Source organism: uncultured Lutibacter sp. (assembly GCF_947495725.1).
Lineage (GTDB): Bacteria > Bacteroidota > Bacteroidia > Flavobacteriales > Flavobacteriaceae > Lutibacter.
In genome coordinates, this window is the sequence record NZ_CANLZZ010000004.1 from 364,466 (window position 1) to 383,748 (window position 19,283).

Below are 19,283 nucleotides of genomic sequence, written 5' to 3' on the forward strand. Positions count from 1 at the left end.
ATGTTAATTATTGGATACTAGTTTTGCCCCTATTCCAACTCTATCGCAAATATAGTGATTTTCTTGACAATACTGAATTAACTCACTTGTTATAAAATTGTTAACCTCTTCTTTTTCTATTTCAGGAAACAATATATGTACATTGGCACCGGCATCTAACGTAAAACAAATGTTACTATTTGTTGAGGCTCTAAACTCCCAAATTTTGTTTATTATTTTTAATGTATTAGGTTTCATTAAAATAAAATATGGATTACTCGTCATCATCATTGCATGTAAACTCAATGCTTCACTTTCAACAATAGCAATAAACTGTTTTAATTCTCCATTTTGAAGTATTTCTGATAGTTTTGAAACATTATCATTAGCCTGTTTAAAACGTTGTGCCGCAAAAGGATGCTTATGCATTAATTTATGCCCAACTGTACTAGAAACTTGCTTTTCCCCTTCATCAACCAACAAAATAGTATCGTGGTAATTTTTAAAGTTATCATGAACTTTATTAGGATATTTAATTCCAAATAAATTAGAACTTCCTTTAATATCTTTATGACTACCCCAAACAATTAATTCTCCTTCTATACTTCTACAAGCACTACCAGAACCTAGACGCGCTAAAAACGATGCTTTTTTATTGAAATATTCATCTGTCATTTTAAGATTTAATTCCTTTTCAATACTCATTAAACACAAAGCTAAGGCACTCATTCCGCTAGCCGAAGAAGCAATTCCACTACTATGAGGAAAGGAATTTCTTGATTCAATAATAAAATTGAAGTCTTTTAAAAAAGGAATGTATTGTTCAACCCTTTTAAAAAATGTTTCAATTTTTGGTTTAAAATCCTCTTTCTTTTTCCCTTCAAAATAAACTTCAAAATTATAACCACCATTATGAGATTCTGAATTAAGTTTAGAATGACGTTTTGTATATTTTAAAGTAGTTAACGTAAAACAAGCGTCTAATGTAAAACTAACAGAAGCATTTTCTGGTAATTGCGGATCGCGTTTTCCCCAATATTTTACCAAAGCAATATTGCTAGGAGTTTTCCAAGTAGCATTCCCACTTTTTATGGAATTTGAATTATAATTTTCTAAAATAAAATCGGCTTCAATCAAAACAAAAATTTTGCGCAAAGATAAATGTTTTAGCTAAACATTATCTAATCTTTGAAGTACATCTTTTTTATAACTTCTACTTATGGGCAATGCTTTTTTATGAATCTCAATAAACTCGTTTGTAAACGATTCAATTTTTGAAATTGAAACAATAAATGAGCGATGAATTCTTAAAAAATCTAATTTAGGCAATTTTGCTTCAATACTTGATATTGTTTCGCGAGTAACAATAACCTTTTCATTTAAATGGAATTTTAAATAATCGCTAAAACTTTCGACATATTTAATTTCTGAAAAATTAATTTTCATCATTTTACGATCAGCACGCACAAAAATAAAATCATTTTTTTCGGGCTTTATTTCTATTGAAGAATTAGTTACTTCAACATTTGTTTCTCCTAAAAATTTATTTACAGCTTGCAATAGACGTTCAAACGAAATTGGCTTTAATAAATAATCTACCGCTTGCAAATTAAAACCGTCAATAGCATATTCTCTATAAGCTGTTGTAAAAATTACTTTTATGTTTTTATTGATTGATTTCGCAAACGAAAGTCCTGATATTTCAGGCATGTTTATATCTAAAAAAATTAAATCTATTTGGTTAGAATTTATTGCATTAAACGCTTCAATGGCATTTTTACAAGTGGCAACCACATTTACTGCGTCTACTTTTTGTAAATGATTTTGCAAAATTTCACGTGCCATGGGCTCGTCATCAACAATAATACAGTTAACTAATTTACTCATTTTTAAACTGTTTTAAATTCTTAATAATCAATTTTACTTTAAAACTATTGTCCGTTTGTTTGGTTTCTAATAAATATTTATTTGTGTATAACATTTCCAATCGTTTTTCAATATTTTCCAACCCAATTCCTTTATTAATTTTATTTTCTTTTATTGATGTGTTTTCTATTTCAAAAAATAACTTATTTCCTTCTGTTTTTATACTAATTTCAACATTTAAACTACCATTTATAATATCACCGTGTTTAAATGCATTTTCAACAAAAGGTATTAATAACATAGGTGCAGTTTGAGTAGTATTATTTGAAACTTCAATTTTGGTTTCCACCTCTAATGTATCATGAAATCTCATTTTTTCAAGAGAAACATAATCCATTAAGTGATTAATTTCGTCCATTAATAAAACTTGTGGTTTTTCAATTTGATATAAAATATAATCTAGTAAATTAGAAAGTTTTAGAATCATTTCTGGTGCTTCATCTTTCTTTTTTAGAGCAAAACCGTAAATGGTATTTAATGAATTAAATAAAAAATGTGGATGAATTTGCATCTTCAAAAACCGTAATTCTTGATCTTTAATTTGTAGCTGGGTTTGCAGTATTTTATTCTTTAAATTTTCATTACTCACTATAGATTTATAATTGTACATTATTAAACTAAATGACACAATAATTAACACCACAAAATAAACTCCTAGCACAATAAATGGCAGTGTTTTAGTTAGTGGTGCAGAATTACCAACATTTTTATAACCTTCAGAATATAGTAATCCATACATTATGGATAAAATAATTAAAAACACCGAGAGAATAAGTGTGTAAATACTGTATAAAATAAAATATAAATATTTTTTAGTGAGTAAATAATTAGGGATTAAATAATAAATTAAAAAATAGCTTACAAGAATTGTAATAGGCATTAAAAACGCCGAAAACAATTTTACATATTGCGTATTTGAACTTCCATATCCTAAAAAATAGGCGTAAAAATTATAAATTACTATCCAAAATAGTAGGTGACCACAAATGGTTAAAATATATTTTAAAATAGTATTCTTACTTTTCATAAAGTGCAATATGCAAATAATGCTAAAGTTAAATCTATTTTAGCGACAGAAACAGAAAAAATCACCTCATTTTACCAATTTCCAACTTTATTCTACAAAATTCTGGTTTAATCTGTTGATTATCGTAACTTTCTTGTCAATTACCGCAATTAAATTTAACTAATTAGTAAACAATTTACTTTTGACTTATAATTTTAAAAAAACCACATTATGTTATTAGCACTTCAAACCTTTAAACCTTTAATTGGAAATCCATTTTTAGCAAGATTAGATGAAGGAGGTCCATTATTTATGTACACAACACTTTTTATTTTAATTGTAATTATTGCACTTTTAATAAGAGGTTTTGTAAAACCAACAACACGAGACAAAACGGTTACTGTGGTAAGTTCCATTAGTTTATTTGTATTGGTTTGGGGATTTTTAGGTCAAATGATTGGTTTAATAACTGCGTTTGACGCAATTCAAGCAATGGGAGATGTTTCACCTTCTATTTTAGCTGGCGGACTTAAAGTTGCAATTCTTTCTCCTTTATTTGGTATGATTGTTTTTCTAATTGCCAGAATTGGAATTATTATTTTGAACATACTTAAAAAATAAATTTTACACTTATCTGCCTTTTTAGTTACTTTTACAAAATATGAAAACTAAAAAGGCTTTTATTCTTTTAAATGGGTTAAAACCGAAGGTTTTTCCAGACTTATCTAAATACGATTTTTCGTGTGCAATAGATGGTGCGTACAACCATTTTAAAGAAAATAATATTGTTCCGGATTTGGTTACTGGTGATTTTGATTCTATAAATAAAGTTCCAAAAGATGTAGAAGTTATTAATACTCCCGATCAAAATTTTACCGATTTTGAAAAAGCCCTTCAAATTATAAAAGATAAAGGGTTTACTTCTATTGATATTTATGGAGGAAGCGGGAAAGAGCATGACCATTTTTTAGGAAATTTAAGTACGGCACTTTTATGGATTAATGATGTACGAATAACTTTTTTCGATGATTTTGGAACCTATTTTTTTATAAATAACGAATGTATTTTAGAAAATGTTTTAAACAAAACTATTTCATTGGTTCCTTTTCCTGAAGCTCATAGCGTTAAAACCAAAGGATTAAAATACCCTTTAAATGATGAAAGTTTAATATTTGGAATGCGAGTTGGAACAAGAAATAAAGCCATTGAAAATACGGTAAAAGTTTCTTTAGCAATTGGCGATTTACTAATTTACATTAGTAATAAGTAATTATGAATAGAAAATTAAAACTAATTTGGGATTTTAAAGGCCCGGCTTCTCAAAAAACTGCTGAACACCATTGTATTCATTTAAAAGAGTTTGCATTAATTGAAAAATTACATTTCTACGAAATTAACTTTTTAATAATTTCCGAAATGCACGCTATTGCGTTTATTATTGTTGATGAAGTTGATATGAAAACCTACAGAGACGCTTTAAAACCGCATCGTGGACAATTGGCATAGCTTATCATTTTTTATCATGTTGAAGAATCTCGGGTTCTAATTATGTGAAAGATTCTTCATATCGTATATACTTTATCTAGAATTATAAATGTCATTTTAAGCGATAGCGAAAAATCTTATGTTTCAATTCAAACAAGATTCTTCAATTCGTTAACACCACTTTCAGAATGACATCAAAAATTAATTACCAACTGAATTCGCTACAATCCAACCACCTGTCCAAGCATTTTGAAAATTAAATCCACCTGTTACCGCATCAATATTTAACACTTCCCCTGCAAAAAATAAATTTTTATGGAATTTACTTTCAAAACGTTTAAAATTAATTTCTTTTAAATCAACACCTCCTGCAGTTACAAATTCCTCTTTAAACGTACTTTTTCCATTAACTTTAAATGTACATTTAGTTAATTGGTTAGCTAAATCTTCTAACTGTTTATTACTTAATTGTGCCCATTGAGCAGTTTCCGAAATTCGAGCAGCCTTCACTAGTTTAAACCATAAACGTTTTGAAACATCTTCAAAAACTGAACGCAAAATAACTTGCTTTTTTCCGTTTTTATTTTTTTGAATTTTTAAAAACTCTAAAACTCCTTCTGTAGGTTTGGACAGCCAATTTACCTCTATTTCAAAATTATAATTTTTATTAGATAATTCTGTTGCGCCCCAAGCCGAAAGTTTTAAAATTCCAGGTCCACTTAATCCCCAATGTGTAATTAATAATGGTCCTTGCTCTGCTAGTTTTGAATTTAGAATTTTTACTGAAGCATTTGGAACCGAAATTCCTGGAATATTTTTCAATCTTTCATCAGAAATATTAAAGGTAAATAATGAAGGTACTGGAGGAACAATTTTATGTCCTAAACCTTCCACTAAACTCCAGACTTTAGCATTACTACCAGCGGCAATCAATACATAATCTGTAATAAATTCTTCAGAATTTGTTTTTACAACAAACTGTTCACCTTTCTTTTCAATAGTATCTACTCTAGAACTGGTTTTTAATACAACTCCTGCATTATTAGCACTTTCAGTAAAACAATCTATAATAGTTTGAGATGAATTACTTTCGGGAAAAATACGATTATCGTCTTCAATTTTTAAAGGAACTCCTCTATTTTCAAACCATTCCATGGTATCTCCAGTCATAAATTGATGAAAAGGACCTAGTAATTCTTTTCTTCCTCTGGGGTAAAACTCGGTTAAATCATTTGGTATAAAACAAGCATGTGTAACATTACAGCGTCCACCTCCACTTACTTTAACCTTTTGAAGTACTTTATTACTCCCTTCTAAAATAACAACTTCCAATTCTGGATTTAATTCTGCTGCATTAATTGCTGCAAAAAAACCTGCTGCACCTCCACCAACTATTATTAGTTTTTTCTTCATATTTTCAACTTGCTTATTTTTGGTCAACCTGAATTTAGTTCAGATTCACATAATAATTATTGCCAAGATTGATGAGATCCTGAAATAAATTCAGAATGAGGATTTTCACCAATTATAAAATTAAATCTTGATATGGAATTATTGTTTGAAATCCTTTTTGTTTGAAATACTTTATCGAATTTTCATTTCCTGTTGCAAGAATAAAATCGCCTCCCCAAGCTCCTAAACTTTTTGTTTGCCCAAAATAATCTGAAAAATATATTTCTTGTACTGTTTTTAGTTGAATTGTTTTTGAAACCAATTGCTCATGTTCTTGTAATAGTTTTTCAAAATCTTGTAAATTATTACATTCCACAAAGGCATTTGTTAAACTCGAAATATCACTTAATTCTGAGGTTAAATTGCCTTTTAACTCTTTAAACCGTTTAATCCCTTCTCTACTATTTTGCTTTTTATTTAAGTACACAAAATACAGTTGATCTTTAAACTGAGGATTAAATTCGGCTTGTTCTATAGTTGGTTTTATTCCATTTCTTGTATAAAAAATTGATGTATTATGTTTTGCACAAGCTAAGTCGTAACCACTTCCTCCAAAAGTATTCTGAAGTAAAATATATGGATTTACCTCTGCCCAATTTGCTAAATTATTTATTAATGTTGAAGAGGTTCCCAATCCCCAATTTTTAGGAAAGGTTAAATGTGTTTCCACTAAATAGCCTTTATTGCTATTCAAGAAATTAGGATTTAAATTTCTAACCTCCTGTAAAATATGCATTAAGGTTTCCGCTAATGTATCATTTCCTCCATCTTCACTTGCTTCAAAATCGGCACTAAACAAACGTAATTTTGGTAAATCGAAAATAGCTTCTAACCAACATTCGTCAGTATTTGTGTAGCTCTTCCAAATTAATTGCTGTTCTTCAATTTGCTTTACAATTAAATTTTGTCCACAAGTTGTTGGTAAAGCTAGAGATTTTGCTCCATCTAAGACAAAATATTCTCCCGTTAATAATAATTTTCCGTTGCTGTAAAATTCTTTCATTATCTATTTTCAACCAATTTATTATAAGCCTCTACAACAGCATTATGTGTTACAGTTTTGTTCTCAAAATACTTTATTAAAAACTTTTTATGAGTTTCACTTGCACCTAAACCTTTAATAATATTAGTTAAATGCATTTTCATATGTCCTTTTTGAATTCCTGTTGTTGTTAGTGCTCTCAAAGCTGCAAAATTTTGTGCCAAACCTGCCACTGCAATTATTTGCATTAATTCTTTTGCAGTAGGATTTCCTAACAATTGCATTGAGAATTTAGACAAAGGATGTAATGATGTTAAACCTCCAACGGTTCCTAATGCCAATGGAATTTCAATCCAAAATTTAAATATTCCTTTTTCAATAGTTGCATTGGATAAACTTTTATACCTACCATTTTTGGCGGCATATGCGTGTACACAAGATTCTATGGCTCTAAAATCATTTCCTGTGGCAATTACAACTGCATCAATTCCATTCATAATGCCTTTGTTATGTGTTACTGCTCTATACGGTTCTATATTTGCAATTTGAACAGCTTCTACAAATTTTTGAGCTAAAAATTCTGAATTATCCGCATATAAATTTTCAACATTACAACTTATTTCTGCTCTAACTAAACATTCCGGAACATAATTTGAAAGTATGCTCATTATTACTCTGATAGTTTCTTTTTCAAACTCACTAGCAATTGCTTCTAAACAAGAATTTATAAAGTTAGCTCCCATGCTATCAACAGTTTCAAAAGTAACGTGTAGTTGATAATAGTTTTGTAAATCTTTAGTCTTGTCGCGCAACTCAATGTCTAAAATTCCACCTCCTCGCTTACGCATATTTTTGGTGATACTTTCAGTTGCTTTAAGTAAATCTTTCTTTTTTGTATTAAAATAATTTTGAAGTTCAGCTTTATTACCCTCGAACATAAAATGTACTTGTCCAATTTTAACTGTTGAAATAACTTCAGCTTTAAAACCTCCTCGTGTACTCCAAAATTTAGCTACTAATGAAGCCGCTGCAACTACTGAACTTTCTTCAATAGCCATTGGAATAGTATAATCCACACCGTTTATCAAAAAATTAGGCGCTATTCCAAATGGTAAATAATAGTTAGAAATAGTGTTTTCAATAAAATCATCGTGTAAATCTTGAATAATTTTATTGTCATTCCAATACTGACTTAAAATTTTTCGTGCTTTTTTATCACCTTCAAAAAAATTTTCAATAAGCCAATCTATTTTTTCAATTTTAGTCAACTTTGAAAACCCGTTAATTGTTTTAGACATTTTTAATCTTGAATTTAAAAAAAGCAAAGATACTTGATTAATTAAACATAATTATATATTACCAAATTTGTATTTTTTATGATTTTATTCACCCTTTAATTACCAAAATTTTCTTAAACTTGGCATTTATTTTTCGAAATTACAATTTATGAAAAAAATTATTTTTCTTTTTTTTGCTGTAACAACTTTAGTTTCAGCACAAAAAAAAGATATTACCCTAGAAGAAATTTGGAGTGGTGCTTTTAGAACCCAAGGAATGAATGAATTAAACTCCATGAATGGGGATTTCTATAGTCTTCTAAATTTTAATGAAAACACTAAAAGTATAAGTGTTGACAAATATAGTTACAAAACTCTTGAAAAAATTGAAACGGTTGTTGATAGTAAAAATTTATCCGAATTGCGCTATTTTGAAACTTATAATTTTAATCAAAATGAAACTAAACTACTTTTAGGTGTAGCTATTGAACCAATTTACAGACATTCAACATTAGGTAATTATTTTGTGTATGATTTAAATTCTAAAAGTGTAACAATTATTGACGATGAAAAAATTCAAGAACCAATTTTTTCTCCCGATAGTAAAAAAATAGCCTTTGTAAAAAACAATAACATCTATATTAAAAATTTAGAAACTAAGGAATTAATTCAGGTTACAACAGACGGTAAAAAAAATAAAATTATAAATGGAATTTGTGATTGGGTTTATGAAGAAGAATTTAGTTTTGTAAGAGCCTTTGAATGGAGTAATGATAGTAAACATTTAGCTTTTTTACGTTTTGATGAAACAAAAGTGCCAACATTTTCAATGGATATTGTTGGAAATAATTTATACCCAACTCAACAGGTTTTTAAATATCCAAAAGCTGGTGAAAAAAATTCTATTGTTACACTTCATATTTACAATACTGCAGTTAACAAGACTTCAAAAGTGGATTTAGGCAGTTACGAATACATACCGCGAATTAAGTGGACAAAAAATACTGAAACATTAAGTGCAATTACCTTAAACCGTCACCAAAATAGTTTAAATTTATTTTTTATAAATACTTCAACAGGCACAACCAATGTTGTATTAAATGAAACTGATAAAGCCTATGTTGATATTCATGACAACTTTACTTTTTTAGAGGACAACAGCTTTATTTGGACAAGCGAAAAAGATGGTTTCAATCATATTTATCATTATTCTAAAGAAGGAACATTAAAAAATCAGATAACTAAAGGGTTATGGGAAGTAACCGATTTTTATGGCGTTAATGAAAAAAGTAAAACCATTTTTTACCAAAGTACTGAAAATGGCTCCATAAACAGAACCGTTTATTCAATTGGTTTTAATGGAAAAAACAAAAAACGTTTAAGTAATGCTTCTGGAACTAATTCTGCTTCATTTAGTAAAAATTTAGATTATTTTATCAATACTTTTTCTGATGTTAACACACCTACAATTTACACTTTACACAATAAAAAAGGTGAGCTGTTAAAAGAAGTTTTAAACAACAATCAATTAGCCAATAAATTAAAAAACTATAATCTTTCTAAAAAAGAATTCTTTACGATAGAAACTGAAAACGGATCATTTAATTCTTGGATGATAAAACCAGTTAGTTTTAACTCTAATAATAAATACCCTTTATTAATAACTCAATATTCGGGGCCAGGTTCTCAATCTGTAAGCAATAGTTGGAATGGTTATAATGATTATTGGTATCACCATCTAGCTCAAAAAGGTTACATTGTAGTTTGTATAGATGTAAGAGGAACTGGTTTTAAAGGTCGTGATTTTAAAAAAGTAACTTATAAAGAATTAGGTAAATACGAAGTTCAAGACCAAATTGATTCTGTAAAAAAATTGGCACAATTAGACTACATCGATGAAAATTGTATTGGTATATGGGGTTGGAGTTATGGAGGTTTTATGTCTAGCAATTGTTTATTAAAAGGAAAGGATGTATTTAAAATGGCAATTGCCGTTGCACCCGTTACAAGCTGGAGATTTTACGATAGCGTTTACACAGAACGTTATATGCAAACACCTCAAGAAAACCCTTCTGGATATGATGAAAATTCACCTTTAAACTTTGCTTCTCTATTAGAAGGAAACTTTTTATTGGTGCACGGAAGTGGAGACGACAATGTTCATATTCAAAATACAATGCGCTTAACAAATGCATTAATTGAAGCTAATAAACCTTTTGAACAGGCTATTTATCCAGACAGAACACATGGAATTTACAGAGGTAAAAATACCCGATTACATCTTTATAATAAAATGACTAAATTTATCCAGCAAAATTTAAAAAATAAAAACTAAGTTTTAAAATTATAAATAACTTTACAACCAACATTAAATTTTAAAAATAATGACTAACGAAACAATAAAAAAAGGACATCCTAAAGCACTCTATACACTATTTGCTACAGAAATGTGGGAAAGATTTAGTTATTATGGAATGCGTGCATTGCTTACTTTATATCTTACAGCAGAATTAGCAAATGGCGGATTTGGATTAAATAGAGAAGAATCTTTAACGTTATATGCAATTTTTACAGGATTAGTTTACTTAACACCTATTCTAGGTGGTTGGGTAGCTGATAATTTTCTTGGAAAACGAAAAACAGTTTATATTGGAGGGCTTGTAATGGCTGTAGGACAATCCTTATTAGCCGCCAGTGCTTTTTTATCAAGTTCGTTAGACGCCGAAACACGTCTTTTTATATTTAATTTTGGCTTAGGTGTTTTAATTATTGGAAATGGATTCTTTAAACCAAATATTTCAACAATTGTTGGTGATTTTTATGATGATAATGACCCAAGAAAAGATTCTGCATTTAATATATTCTATATGGGAATAAATTTGGGGGCTATTTTAGGGCCTTTTATTGCTGGAGCCTTAGGTGAAAATGTTTCATGGGGATATGGATATTTAGCTGCAAGTATTGGAATGATTGTAGGTGTTCTTTGGTTAAAAATGAGAGAACATTCTCTAGAACAAAAAGGGTTACCACCAAATTCACCAGAAGATAAATTTGTTTTAGACGGAAAAGACTGGCGCGATATTGTAATTTATTCCATAGCTTTAGTTTTAACTACATTATTAATCATATTTATTTGGGGATTATTACCTGACAATGTTACAAGTATAATAACTTATGTAGGTTTTGCAGTTGGTATTATAGGTTTGGGTTATGTAATTTTTAAAGGTACAAATGGATCCTCAGAATGGAGTAGAATGATTGTAATTTTAGTACTTGCCTTTTTTAATATTGCTTTTTGGGCAGGGTTTGAACAGGCTGGTGGTACAATGAATTTATTTGCAAAAGAAAACACCGATAGACTTATTTTTGGATGGGATGTCCCAGCTACTTGGTTTCAAAATGTAAACCCTATTGCAATTTTAATTTTCGCTCCAATATTTTCAGTTATGTGGTTAAAATTGGATGCCATGAAATTCAACCCAAGAACACCAATCAAATTTGCAATTGGATTATTTTTAGGTGCTTTTGCATTTTGGATAATGACACAAGCAAGTAATGCAGCAGAAGGAGGTACACTTGTTTCTCCTTGGTGGTTAGTTGTAGTTTATGTTGTATTAACATTAGGTGAATTAATGTTGTCTCCTATAGGTCTTTCAATGATTACAAAATTAGCTCCTAAGAAATTAGTTTCTGTAGTTATGGGATTATGGATGGCAAGTTTTGCTGCAGGTAACTATTTAGCCGGGATGCTAGAAAGTATTTTGCATAAATATGATTTTCAATTATACCCTTTTATTACAATGCTAATGCTAGGTTCGGGTATTTGCTTAGTAGTACTTTCTCCTTTCTTAAACAAGGCAATGAAAGGTATTCACTAAGATATGAAAACAACTAAAATTAAATAATATATTAAAAGCTCAGGTATTCAATACTTGAGCTTTTTAGATAATATAGTTCCATTTTAAAAAATTAAAAATAATGAGTACAGAAAAACAAGATTTAGGTTTTATTGGGTTGTTGAAATCGTTCACTCAACCTTTTTGGATTGCAAGTGCAATGGAATTATTTGAACGTTGGGCTTGGTATGGTTTATTTGCTGTTTTAGCATTATATTTAACCGGTTCAACTGATGAAGGCGCTTTAGGTTTTACTCATATCGAAAGGGGTGAAATTATGTCTTATGTAACCTTTATTTTATATTTACTACCCATTATTACAGGAGCAATTTCTGATAAAATTGGCTATAAGCTATCTCTAATTATTGCTTATCTATTACTAGGTATAGGTTATTATTTTATGGGAGAAGTTACTTCTTACTCCTCTGTTTTTTTGCTGTTTTTAATTGTTGCTGTTGGTGCAGCAATGTTTAAACCTGTTGCTTCAGCTATTGTAACCAAATCTACAGATGAACGAAATTCATCTTTTGGCTTTGGAGTGTTTTATATGATGGTAAATATTGGAGGTTTTTTTGGACCTCTGTTTTCTGCAAAATTAAGAGATCAATATGGTTGGAAAATTGTATTTATTATGGCTGCTGTGGCAATTGCTATAAACTTAATAATTGTAGTTTTCTTTTTCAAAGAACCAAACAGAGAGAAAAATGAAGATTCATTAGGCGAAACTATTATTAAGTCATTAAAAAATATTTTAGAAGCTCTGTCGGATATGAAATTGACCTTGTTGCTTATTATAATGGTTGGGTTTTGGTTAATGTTTAATCAATTGTTTTACACGTTGCCTGTATTTATTGAAGAATGGGTAAATACAAAACCTCTTTACGATACCTTATCGAACTATACACCTTGGATTGCTGAATTTTTCAAAAATAAACACGGAGGAATTAACCCTGAAATGGTGGTAAATCTTGATGCGTTTTTTATCGTTATTTTACAAATGATTGTTTCGACAATAATATTAAAATGGAAACCAATTAACGCTATGATGACTGGGATTTTTATTGCAGTTATTGGTATTGCCTTATCTTTTTACACATCAAATGTATTCTTTACAATATTTGGTATTTTAATTTTTGCAATTGGAGAAATGACTTCCAATCCAAAATTTTCTGATTATATAGCTAAAATTTCACCTAAAGGAAAAGAAGCTCTATACATGGGGACTTATTTTTTACCTATTGCCTTTGCAAACCTACTAACCAAATGGATTACAGGAGATTTATATCAAAATCTGTCCGATAAAGTTAGTTTAATAAGAAGAGAATTGACTTCAAAAAATATTGAATTACCAGAAATTAGTGAAGCATATACAAAAAATCAGTTTTACCAAGAAGCTGCATCTAAATTACAAATGAGCCAGGATCAAATGACAAATCATATTTGGGAAATGTATCATCCTGGTAATATTTGGTATGTTATTGCTGCTATAGGATTATCAACAATTATTGGGCTAGTTATTTATGATTATGTTATTAAAAAACAGTTAAAAAAAGCTGGATCAAACTAATATTTTTAAAATGAGTAAAAATCATAACGAATTTTTCGAGACACAAGTTTTAGGGCATCCATCAGGGCTTTTTGTTTTATTTTTCACTGAAATGTGGGAGCGCTTTTCATTCTATGGAATGAGAGCCTTATTAGTATTATTTTTAGTTAGTTCTTTAGGAATTGGTGGTTGGGATTGGCCTCGTGAAAACGCATTAGCACTCTATGGTACATATTTAGCGCTGCTATATTTAACACCAATTATTGGTGGAACACTCGCAGACAAATATCTAGGTAATAGAAAAGCTATTATTATTGGAGCTTTAATAATGACTTTTGGTCACGCTAGCATGGCTATAGAAACTCCTTTTTTCTTGTATTTAGGATTACTTTTATTAGTACTTGGAACTGGTTTTTTTAAACCAAACATGAGTTCATTCATTTCAATTTTATATAAAGATTTTCCTGAAAAGAAAGATGGTGCTTACACTATTTTTTATATGGGTGTAAATGCAGGAGCTTTTCTTGGAATTATGCTTTGTGGTTATTTAGGAGAAATTTTAGGATGGAGCTGGGGTTTTGGTTTAGCTGGTATTTTTATGTTGCTTGGTTTATTACAATTTACATTAGCTCAAGGAATATTTGGTGATGCCGGAAGCAAACCCAATAAGGTAAATAAAACTATTGAAACTGATGACCACACTGAAATTGAAGATAAATTAAATCCATTTAAACTTATTGATAAAGTTTTAATTGCAATAATTGCCACGTTAGGTTTAATTTGGGTTATAAATGATCCTTTATCAAAAATTGGAAGTGTTAATTTTTTAGAGTTTGGAGGAGTTGACTATTCCGGACAAACTATTTCAATAACATTGCTATTATTTTTATATTTAATAGGATCAAGAATTGTAAGATATAGTAAAATTACCCGTGATAAAATGATTGCAGTTGTAATTATTGCTTTCTTTATTATTTTCTTTTGGGCATCTTTTGAGCAAGCTGGAGGTTCTATGAGTATTTTTGCTAAAGATTATACAAGTAGAATATTATCGGGAAATTCGGCTCTTATTTTTAATATTGTAGATGTAATTATTACTGTAGTTCCAATTGCATTAATTACTTGGGTGCTTTTCTTACTATTTCGTCAAACCTTTAAAAAGTACCTTGTATCTAATTTAATTTTAGGATTTAGCTTTGTATTAATATGGGCAATTGTAGGTTGGAAAATTTATAATAACTTCAACACTTATTCTTACGAAATTAGCTACCCTAGTTATAAAATGGCTGAAACTGATAAAAAACCTGTTATTATTACAGAAAACACTACGGTTCCTAAAAATGCCATTGTAAGTAATTCTATTGCAGTTGTTCGTTCTTCTTCTGAATTTAAAACAGATGCAGAAATATCAATTATTGATATTGATAAAAAAGGTGTTAATTTTAAATACCTTTCAGAAGAGCAAGCTAATGCAATTCCAACAACAATTAAGGCTTCTGTTATACGGAAAAAAGACAACGAAATTCAGATTCCAGCTACCTGGTTTTTAATTTTAAATTCATTATTTATAATTGCTTTCGCTCCATTGTTTTCTAAATGGTGGGAAAGTAAGTACAACCCTGCTCCTGCATCAAAATATGCTATTGGACTATTCTTTTTAGGAATAGGTTTTGCATTTTTAGCTTACGGAGCAAATGGAATTCCTCAGGGAGCAAAAACAGCTTCCGTAAGTATGGTTTGGCTTGTTTTGGCTTATTTATTTCATACTTTGGGCGAATTGTGCGTTTCACCGGTTGGACTTTCATATGTTAGTAAATTAGTTCCACCTCGTATGATTGCATTTATGTTTGGAGTTTGGTATTTGGCATTAGCAATTGGTAATAAAGCTTCAGGAAAAATGGGAGCAATGATTGATGATGTTACAACTAAATATGATATTTCTACGTTCTTCTTAATTTTCACTTTTGTGCCAATTGTTATTGGTGGAATTGCTTTGTTATTAAGTCCGGTTTTAAAGAAATTAATGCACGGTGTAAAATAAATTTAAAGAATAATTGTAATTTTGGCAACGTTTTTGCGTCAAAGCAAACGATACAATATAAAACTACTGATTAAAATGAAAAAAATAATATTACTTACAATTACATTATTTAGCTTAACAGTTTCTGCTCAAAAAATTAACTGGATGAGTTTTGAAGAGGCTATAATGGCTCAAAAAGAAACGCCTAAAAAAATATTTGTTGATGCATATACCGTTTGGTGTGGCCCATGTAAAATGCTTGATAAAAACACTTTTCAAAATAAAGATGTTGTAAAATATGTAAACGAAAACTACTATGCCGTTAAGTTTAATGCGGAAGGAAACGAAACAATTAATTTTAAAGGAAATACGTTTACAAATCCAAATTTTAACCCAAAAAGTTCAGGAAGAAATAGCCCACATGAGTTATCGAACCATTTTAGTATTAGAGCATATCCAACTTTGCTTTTCTTAGATGAGGACGCAAATTTTATCACTCCATTGCCTGGATATAAAACTCCAAAACAATTGGAACTATATTTAAAATTGTTTAAAACGGATGATTATAAAAAAATTACAGCTCAAGGTGATTGGGAAAACTATCAAGAAAATTTCACTTATGAGTTTAACGATTAATATTATTTAATTAATATTTAATAAAAAAAGCTCCTTTTTGCATAGTATTGTAAAAAGGAGTTTTCTTTTTAGTACATGTATTATCCCACTTATTTATATAATATTTATAATTTGAAGCATCGGCAACTACCAATTTAGGTTTATGTAATTTAATAAGTCTTTCTAAATTTATTTTAGGAGAATTTTGTAAAATTATTATTGTTGGTTTTATAGATTTAAACTTGTAAATCCCTAAACTATCTACTATTAAAATTGATTCATTATTTAATTTAAATAGATTTTTTGTCTCTTTAACTTTAAAACTTTTAATTAATCCTGTATTTAATAAATAAGGGTTAAAACTATATAACTTATTTATAGAATCGTATGCTGAATAAACTGTTAATTGTTTTCCTTTTCTATTTGCTATTAAACTAGTTCTGTTTTCATTAAAAAGAATAAATTCATTAGTTGATTCTATTTGTCTTTTTTCAATTATTGAAACGCTTTGAATAGCAATCATTATAATTAAAAAAACAAACAATCTATAAAACACCTTATTTTCGGTCCATTTAAAAAATGAAACAATTAACCCGTAGGTAAGCAACATAAATAAAAAGGAAATTCCAATGTCTTCAAGAATAAAAAAACGTTGACTACCAACCCAACTAACAAAACCATTCATCAATTTAATAATGTATATAAAAATATCTGCTAAAAATTGAGGTAAAGCATTAAATAATGCTAGCGCAATTAGAAAAACACCATATGTTAAAATAAATCCTAAAAATGGAATAATTACCAAATTAGAAATAAAAAACAATCCTGGAAATTGATGAAAATAAAAAATACTCAATGGCAAAACACCTAGTTGTGCTGCAAAAGAAACAGTTAATAATTGCCATGCTTTTCTAACAATCCAAAATTTTGGAATTATTAAATTATAAATTTTCGGCTGAATCCATATTATTGAAAATACAGCCAAATAGCTTAATTGAAATCCTACTTCAAATAGAAAGTTAGGATTAATTAGTAACAAAAAAAACATTGATATAACTAAAGTGTTATAGGTATTTGTAGGTTTATTAAGATGCATTCCAATGGATAATGCGGTAAACATTGTAACAGCTCTAACTACAGATGGTGATAATCCTGCAATAATTGCAAACAACCACAACAAAATAACAATTAAAATACTTGAAATTAATTTACCGTTTTTAAACTTATGAAATGGCTTAAAAAAAAACGTTAATATAATAAGAATAATTCCTACGTGTAAACCCGAAACGGCCAATATATGGATGGCTCCAGCATCGGCATAACTATTTATTAAATCTTCAGAAATTAATTGTCTTTGCCCAAGTAAAAGAGCATTAACAACTGCCAGTTCATTTTCTTTAAAACCATACTTTACTAATGATTTATTTATTTTTTCTCTAAATTCAGCTGCCCAACCTTTAATTGATGAAATCTTATTTGGAAGGTGTATAAATTTATTTTTTGAAATAAAAACCTGATGATGAATTTGATTATTTGCTAAATATTTTTTGTAGTCAAAAGCATGTGGGTTTAAAGGCGAGTTAATTTGGTTAAATATTCCATTTATAAGAATTACATCGTCAACCTCCAACGTATTAACAATACTATCTTTTTTAATACTAACTATAACATTTCCAATACTTTTGTTTCCTTCAAAATTAATAACCTTAGCTTTAAACTTGTTATAATTTTTAGATGGTTTTAATACTTCTCGAAAATATAAGGTACTTGTTTTAGCTTTGTAATTGTTAAAACTAGTGAAATTAGAATAATGGAGTTTTTTATTAATTTGAGTATTTAACGTAATTGAAGTTACTCCAACCAATATGCATACGAAATAAGCCAAGATTCTAAATATGACATGTTGTTTATGTAATATAAAAGAAATAACAAACACAATACTTAAAATAATAAAAAGCACTGCATTTATTGCAATTAAGACGGAAGGTTTAATTGAGAAAAAGTGTCCAACTAAAATACCAAAAGTTAAAAAGAAAGTTAGTTGAACTGGAACAAACTTTAAAAACTTAATCATAGCTTGATAAAGCTACAAAAAATATTTTATACTTATTTAAAGTAACAATAGTTACGTAATGACTTATATCATAATACTTTGCAGCTATATCAATTAGCTTTATATATTATTATAATTAAACAAATATGAAAAACTCATTACTTAAATATTTAATAGTTTTATTAATAGGCTTCAATTCATTTGCTCAAGATATTTCACCATATATTAAAGTTTCTGAAACTTCAGAAAGTATTGACCAAATTTCAAAAAAAATTATTGATGCACTAAAAACTAATTCTTTTGAAATTTTAGGAACCTATAATCCTTCAAACAAAAAATCGCTAAAAGTAATTGCTTTTACAAACCAAAATCTAAAAAACACAGTAATTAAGGTAAAAGACAGAGGTGCATTAGCTGCAACTTTTAAAATTGGTTTAGTTAAAAAAGATGGCCAAGTTGCCATTTCATACACAAATCCAGATTATATTTTACGTGCATATCTTGGAGACAATTATAACTCTTACAAAGCCGTTTTTACAAAATTTAGCAGTGATTTAAAAACTGCACTTACCTCTATAGGGAAAGACTTTAAACCTTTTGGTGGATCTATAAAAGCTGATAAGCTTAAAAAATACCATTATAAAATTATGATGCCTTACTTTACTGATCCAGTAACTTTAAATGAATATTCTTCTTTCGAAGAAGGTTTAAAAACAATTGAAGCAAACCTTTCAGCTAACAAAGGTAGTACGGTTGGTGTTTACAAATTAATATATACAAACCAAAAAGTAGCAGTATTTGGAGTTGGATTAAAAAGCACTAGTGATGGTGAATCGTATTTTTTACCCAAAATTGGTGAAGACCATGTTGCCGCCTTACCCTATGAAATTATTTTACAAGGAAATAAAGCAACTATGCTCCACGGAAAATATAGAATAGCCTTACATTGGCCTGAATTAACTATGGGAACTTTTATGAAAATAATGAGTACTCCTGGAGATATTGAAGATACTCTCGAGGCAATTTGCAACTAATTTTTTATTTAT

The 19,283-nt window shown here is 28.8% G+C and carries 16 protein-coding genes; 9 read left to right on the forward strand and 7 right to left on the reverse strand.

Features of this window, described 5'->3' with window-relative positions; all coding sequences use genetic code 11:
* Positions 1 to 3: 3 nt before the first annotated feature.
* The 3 genes from Q0776_RS11275 to Q0776_RS11285 are packed head-to-tail and all read right to left on the reverse strand — an operon-like array spanning position 4 to position 2,932.
* Positions 4 to 1,116, reverse strand: a complete 1,113-nt coding sequence (locus tag Q0776_RS11275) for a diphosphomevalonate decarboxylase (protein ID WP_298368547.1) — start codon at positions 1,114 to 1,116, stop codon at positions 4 to 6.
* 33 nt (positions 1,117 to 1,149) lie between these two features.
* Positions 1,150 to 1,866 carry a LytTR family DNA-binding domain-containing protein gene (locus tag Q0776_RS11280; protein WP_298368194.1) on the reverse strand — a complete coding sequence of 239 codons (717 nt, stop codon included), beginning with the start codon at positions 1,864 to 1,866 and terminating at the stop codon, positions 1,150 to 1,152.
* Positions 1,859 to 2,932, reverse strand: coding sequence for a histidine kinase (locus Q0776_RS11285; protein ID WP_298368197.1), 1,074 nt, complete (start codon positions 2,930 to 2,932; stop codon positions 1,859 to 1,861). Before Q0776_RS11285 ends, Q0776_RS11280 begins: the two co-directional genes overlap by 8 nt.
* 210 nt (positions 2,933 to 3,142) lie before the next feature.
* Here Q0776_RS11285 and Q0776_RS11290 point away from each other — a divergent pair, with 210 nt between their 5' ends.
* Genes Q0776_RS11290 through Q0776_RS11300 form a run of 3 tightly spaced genes read left to right on the forward strand, consistent with a single transcriptional unit; the run spans position 3,143 to position 4,417 of the window.
* Complete coding sequence (locus Q0776_RS11290) at positions 3,143 to 3,532, forward strand: MotA/TolQ/ExbB proton channel family protein (protein WP_298368199.1); 390 nt, start codon at positions 3,143 to 3,145, stop codon at positions 3,530 to 3,532.
* A 40-nt stretch (positions 3,533 to 3,572) separates the two neighbouring features.
* Positions 3,573 to 4,181 carry a thiamine diphosphokinase gene (locus Q0776_RS11295; protein ID WP_298368202.1) on the forward strand — a complete coding sequence of 203 codons (609 nt, stop codon included), beginning with the start codon at positions 3,573 to 3,575 and terminating at the stop codon, positions 4,179 to 4,181.
* Positions 4,182 to 4,183: 2 nt separating this feature from the next.
* Complete coding sequence (locus Q0776_RS11300; protein WP_298368204.1) at positions 4,184 to 4,417, forward strand: hypothetical protein; 234 nt, start codon at positions 4,184 to 4,186, stop codon at positions 4,415 to 4,417.
* Between the two features lie 180 nt (positions 4,418 to 4,597).
* On the opposite strand, the gene Q0776_RS11305 is transcribed toward Q0776_RS11300, so the two are convergent.
* From Q0776_RS11305 to Q0776_RS11315, 3 genes are all read right to left on the reverse strand, one after another.
* Complete coding sequence (locus Q0776_RS11305) at positions 4,598 to 5,809, reverse strand: NAD(P)/FAD-dependent oxidoreductase (protein ID WP_298368207.1); 1,212 nt, start codon at positions 5,807 to 5,809, stop codon at positions 4,598 to 4,600.
* Between the two features lie 112 nt (positions 5,810 to 5,921).
* Complete coding sequence (locus Q0776_RS11310) at positions 5,922 to 6,851, reverse strand: GYDIA family GHMP kinase (protein ID WP_298368210.1); 930 nt, start codon at positions 6,849 to 6,851, stop codon at positions 5,922 to 5,924.
* Positions 6,851 to 8,128, reverse strand: a complete 1,278-nt coding sequence (locus Q0776_RS11315) for a hydroxymethylglutaryl-CoA reductase, degradative (RefSeq protein WP_298368211.1) — start codon at positions 8,126 to 8,128, stop codon at positions 6,851 to 6,853. The genes Q0776_RS11310 and Q0776_RS11315 overlap by 1 nt, the downstream gene beginning before the upstream one ends.
* A gap of 148 nt (positions 8,129 to 8,276) precedes the next feature.
* Between Q0776_RS11315 and Q0776_RS11320 the strand changes: the two genes are divergently transcribed.
* From Q0776_RS11320 to Q0776_RS11340, 5 genes are all read left to right on the forward strand, one after another.
* Positions 8,277 to 10,442: a S9 family peptidase gene (locus tag Q0776_RS11320; protein WP_298368213.1), complete on the forward strand. Its 2,166-nt coding sequence runs from the start codon at positions 8,277 to 8,279 to the stop codon at positions 10,440 to 10,442.
* A gap of 49 nt (positions 10,443 to 10,491) precedes the next feature.
* Positions 10,492 to 11,985, forward strand: coding sequence for a peptide MFS transporter (locus tag Q0776_RS11325; RefSeq protein WP_298368215.1), 1,494 nt, complete (start codon positions 10,492 to 10,494; stop codon positions 11,983 to 11,985).
* Between the two features lie 100 nt (positions 11,986 to 12,085).
* A complete protein-coding gene (locus Q0776_RS11330; protein WP_298368218.1) occupies positions 12,086 to 13,570 on the forward strand; it encodes an MFS transporter in 1,485 nt (494 codons plus the stop codon).
* 10 nt (positions 13,571 to 13,580) lie between these two features.
* Entirely contained in the window at positions 13,581 to 15,590 is a 2,010-nt protein-coding gene (locus Q0776_RS11335) for a peptide MFS transporter (protein WP_298368221.1), read from the forward strand.
* Positions 15,591 to 15,665: 75 nt separating this feature from the next.
* Complete coding sequence (locus tag Q0776_RS11340) at positions 15,666 to 16,205, forward strand: thioredoxin fold domain-containing protein (RefSeq protein ID WP_298368223.1); 540 nt, start codon at positions 15,666 to 15,668, stop codon at positions 16,203 to 16,205.
* 10 nt (positions 16,206 to 16,215) lie between these two features.
* Here the strand turns inward: Q0776_RS11340 and Q0776_RS11345 are convergent, their stop codons facing one another.
* Positions 16,216 to 18,258 (reverse strand): ComEC/Rec2 family competence protein, encoded by a 2,043-nt coding sequence (locus Q0776_RS11345; RefSeq protein ID WP_298368226.1) that lies wholly within the window; start codon positions 18,256 to 18,258, stop codon positions 16,216 to 16,218.
* A gap of 125 nt (positions 18,259 to 18,383) precedes the next feature.
* On the opposite strand from Q0776_RS11345, the gene Q0776_RS11350 reads away from it, so the two are divergent.
* Positions 18,384 to 19,271, forward strand: a complete 888-nt coding sequence (locus Q0776_RS11350; RefSeq protein ID WP_298368228.1) for a hypothetical protein — start codon at positions 18,384 to 18,386, stop codon at positions 19,269 to 19,271.
* The last annotated feature ends 12 nt before the right edge of the window (positions 19,272 to 19,283 follow it).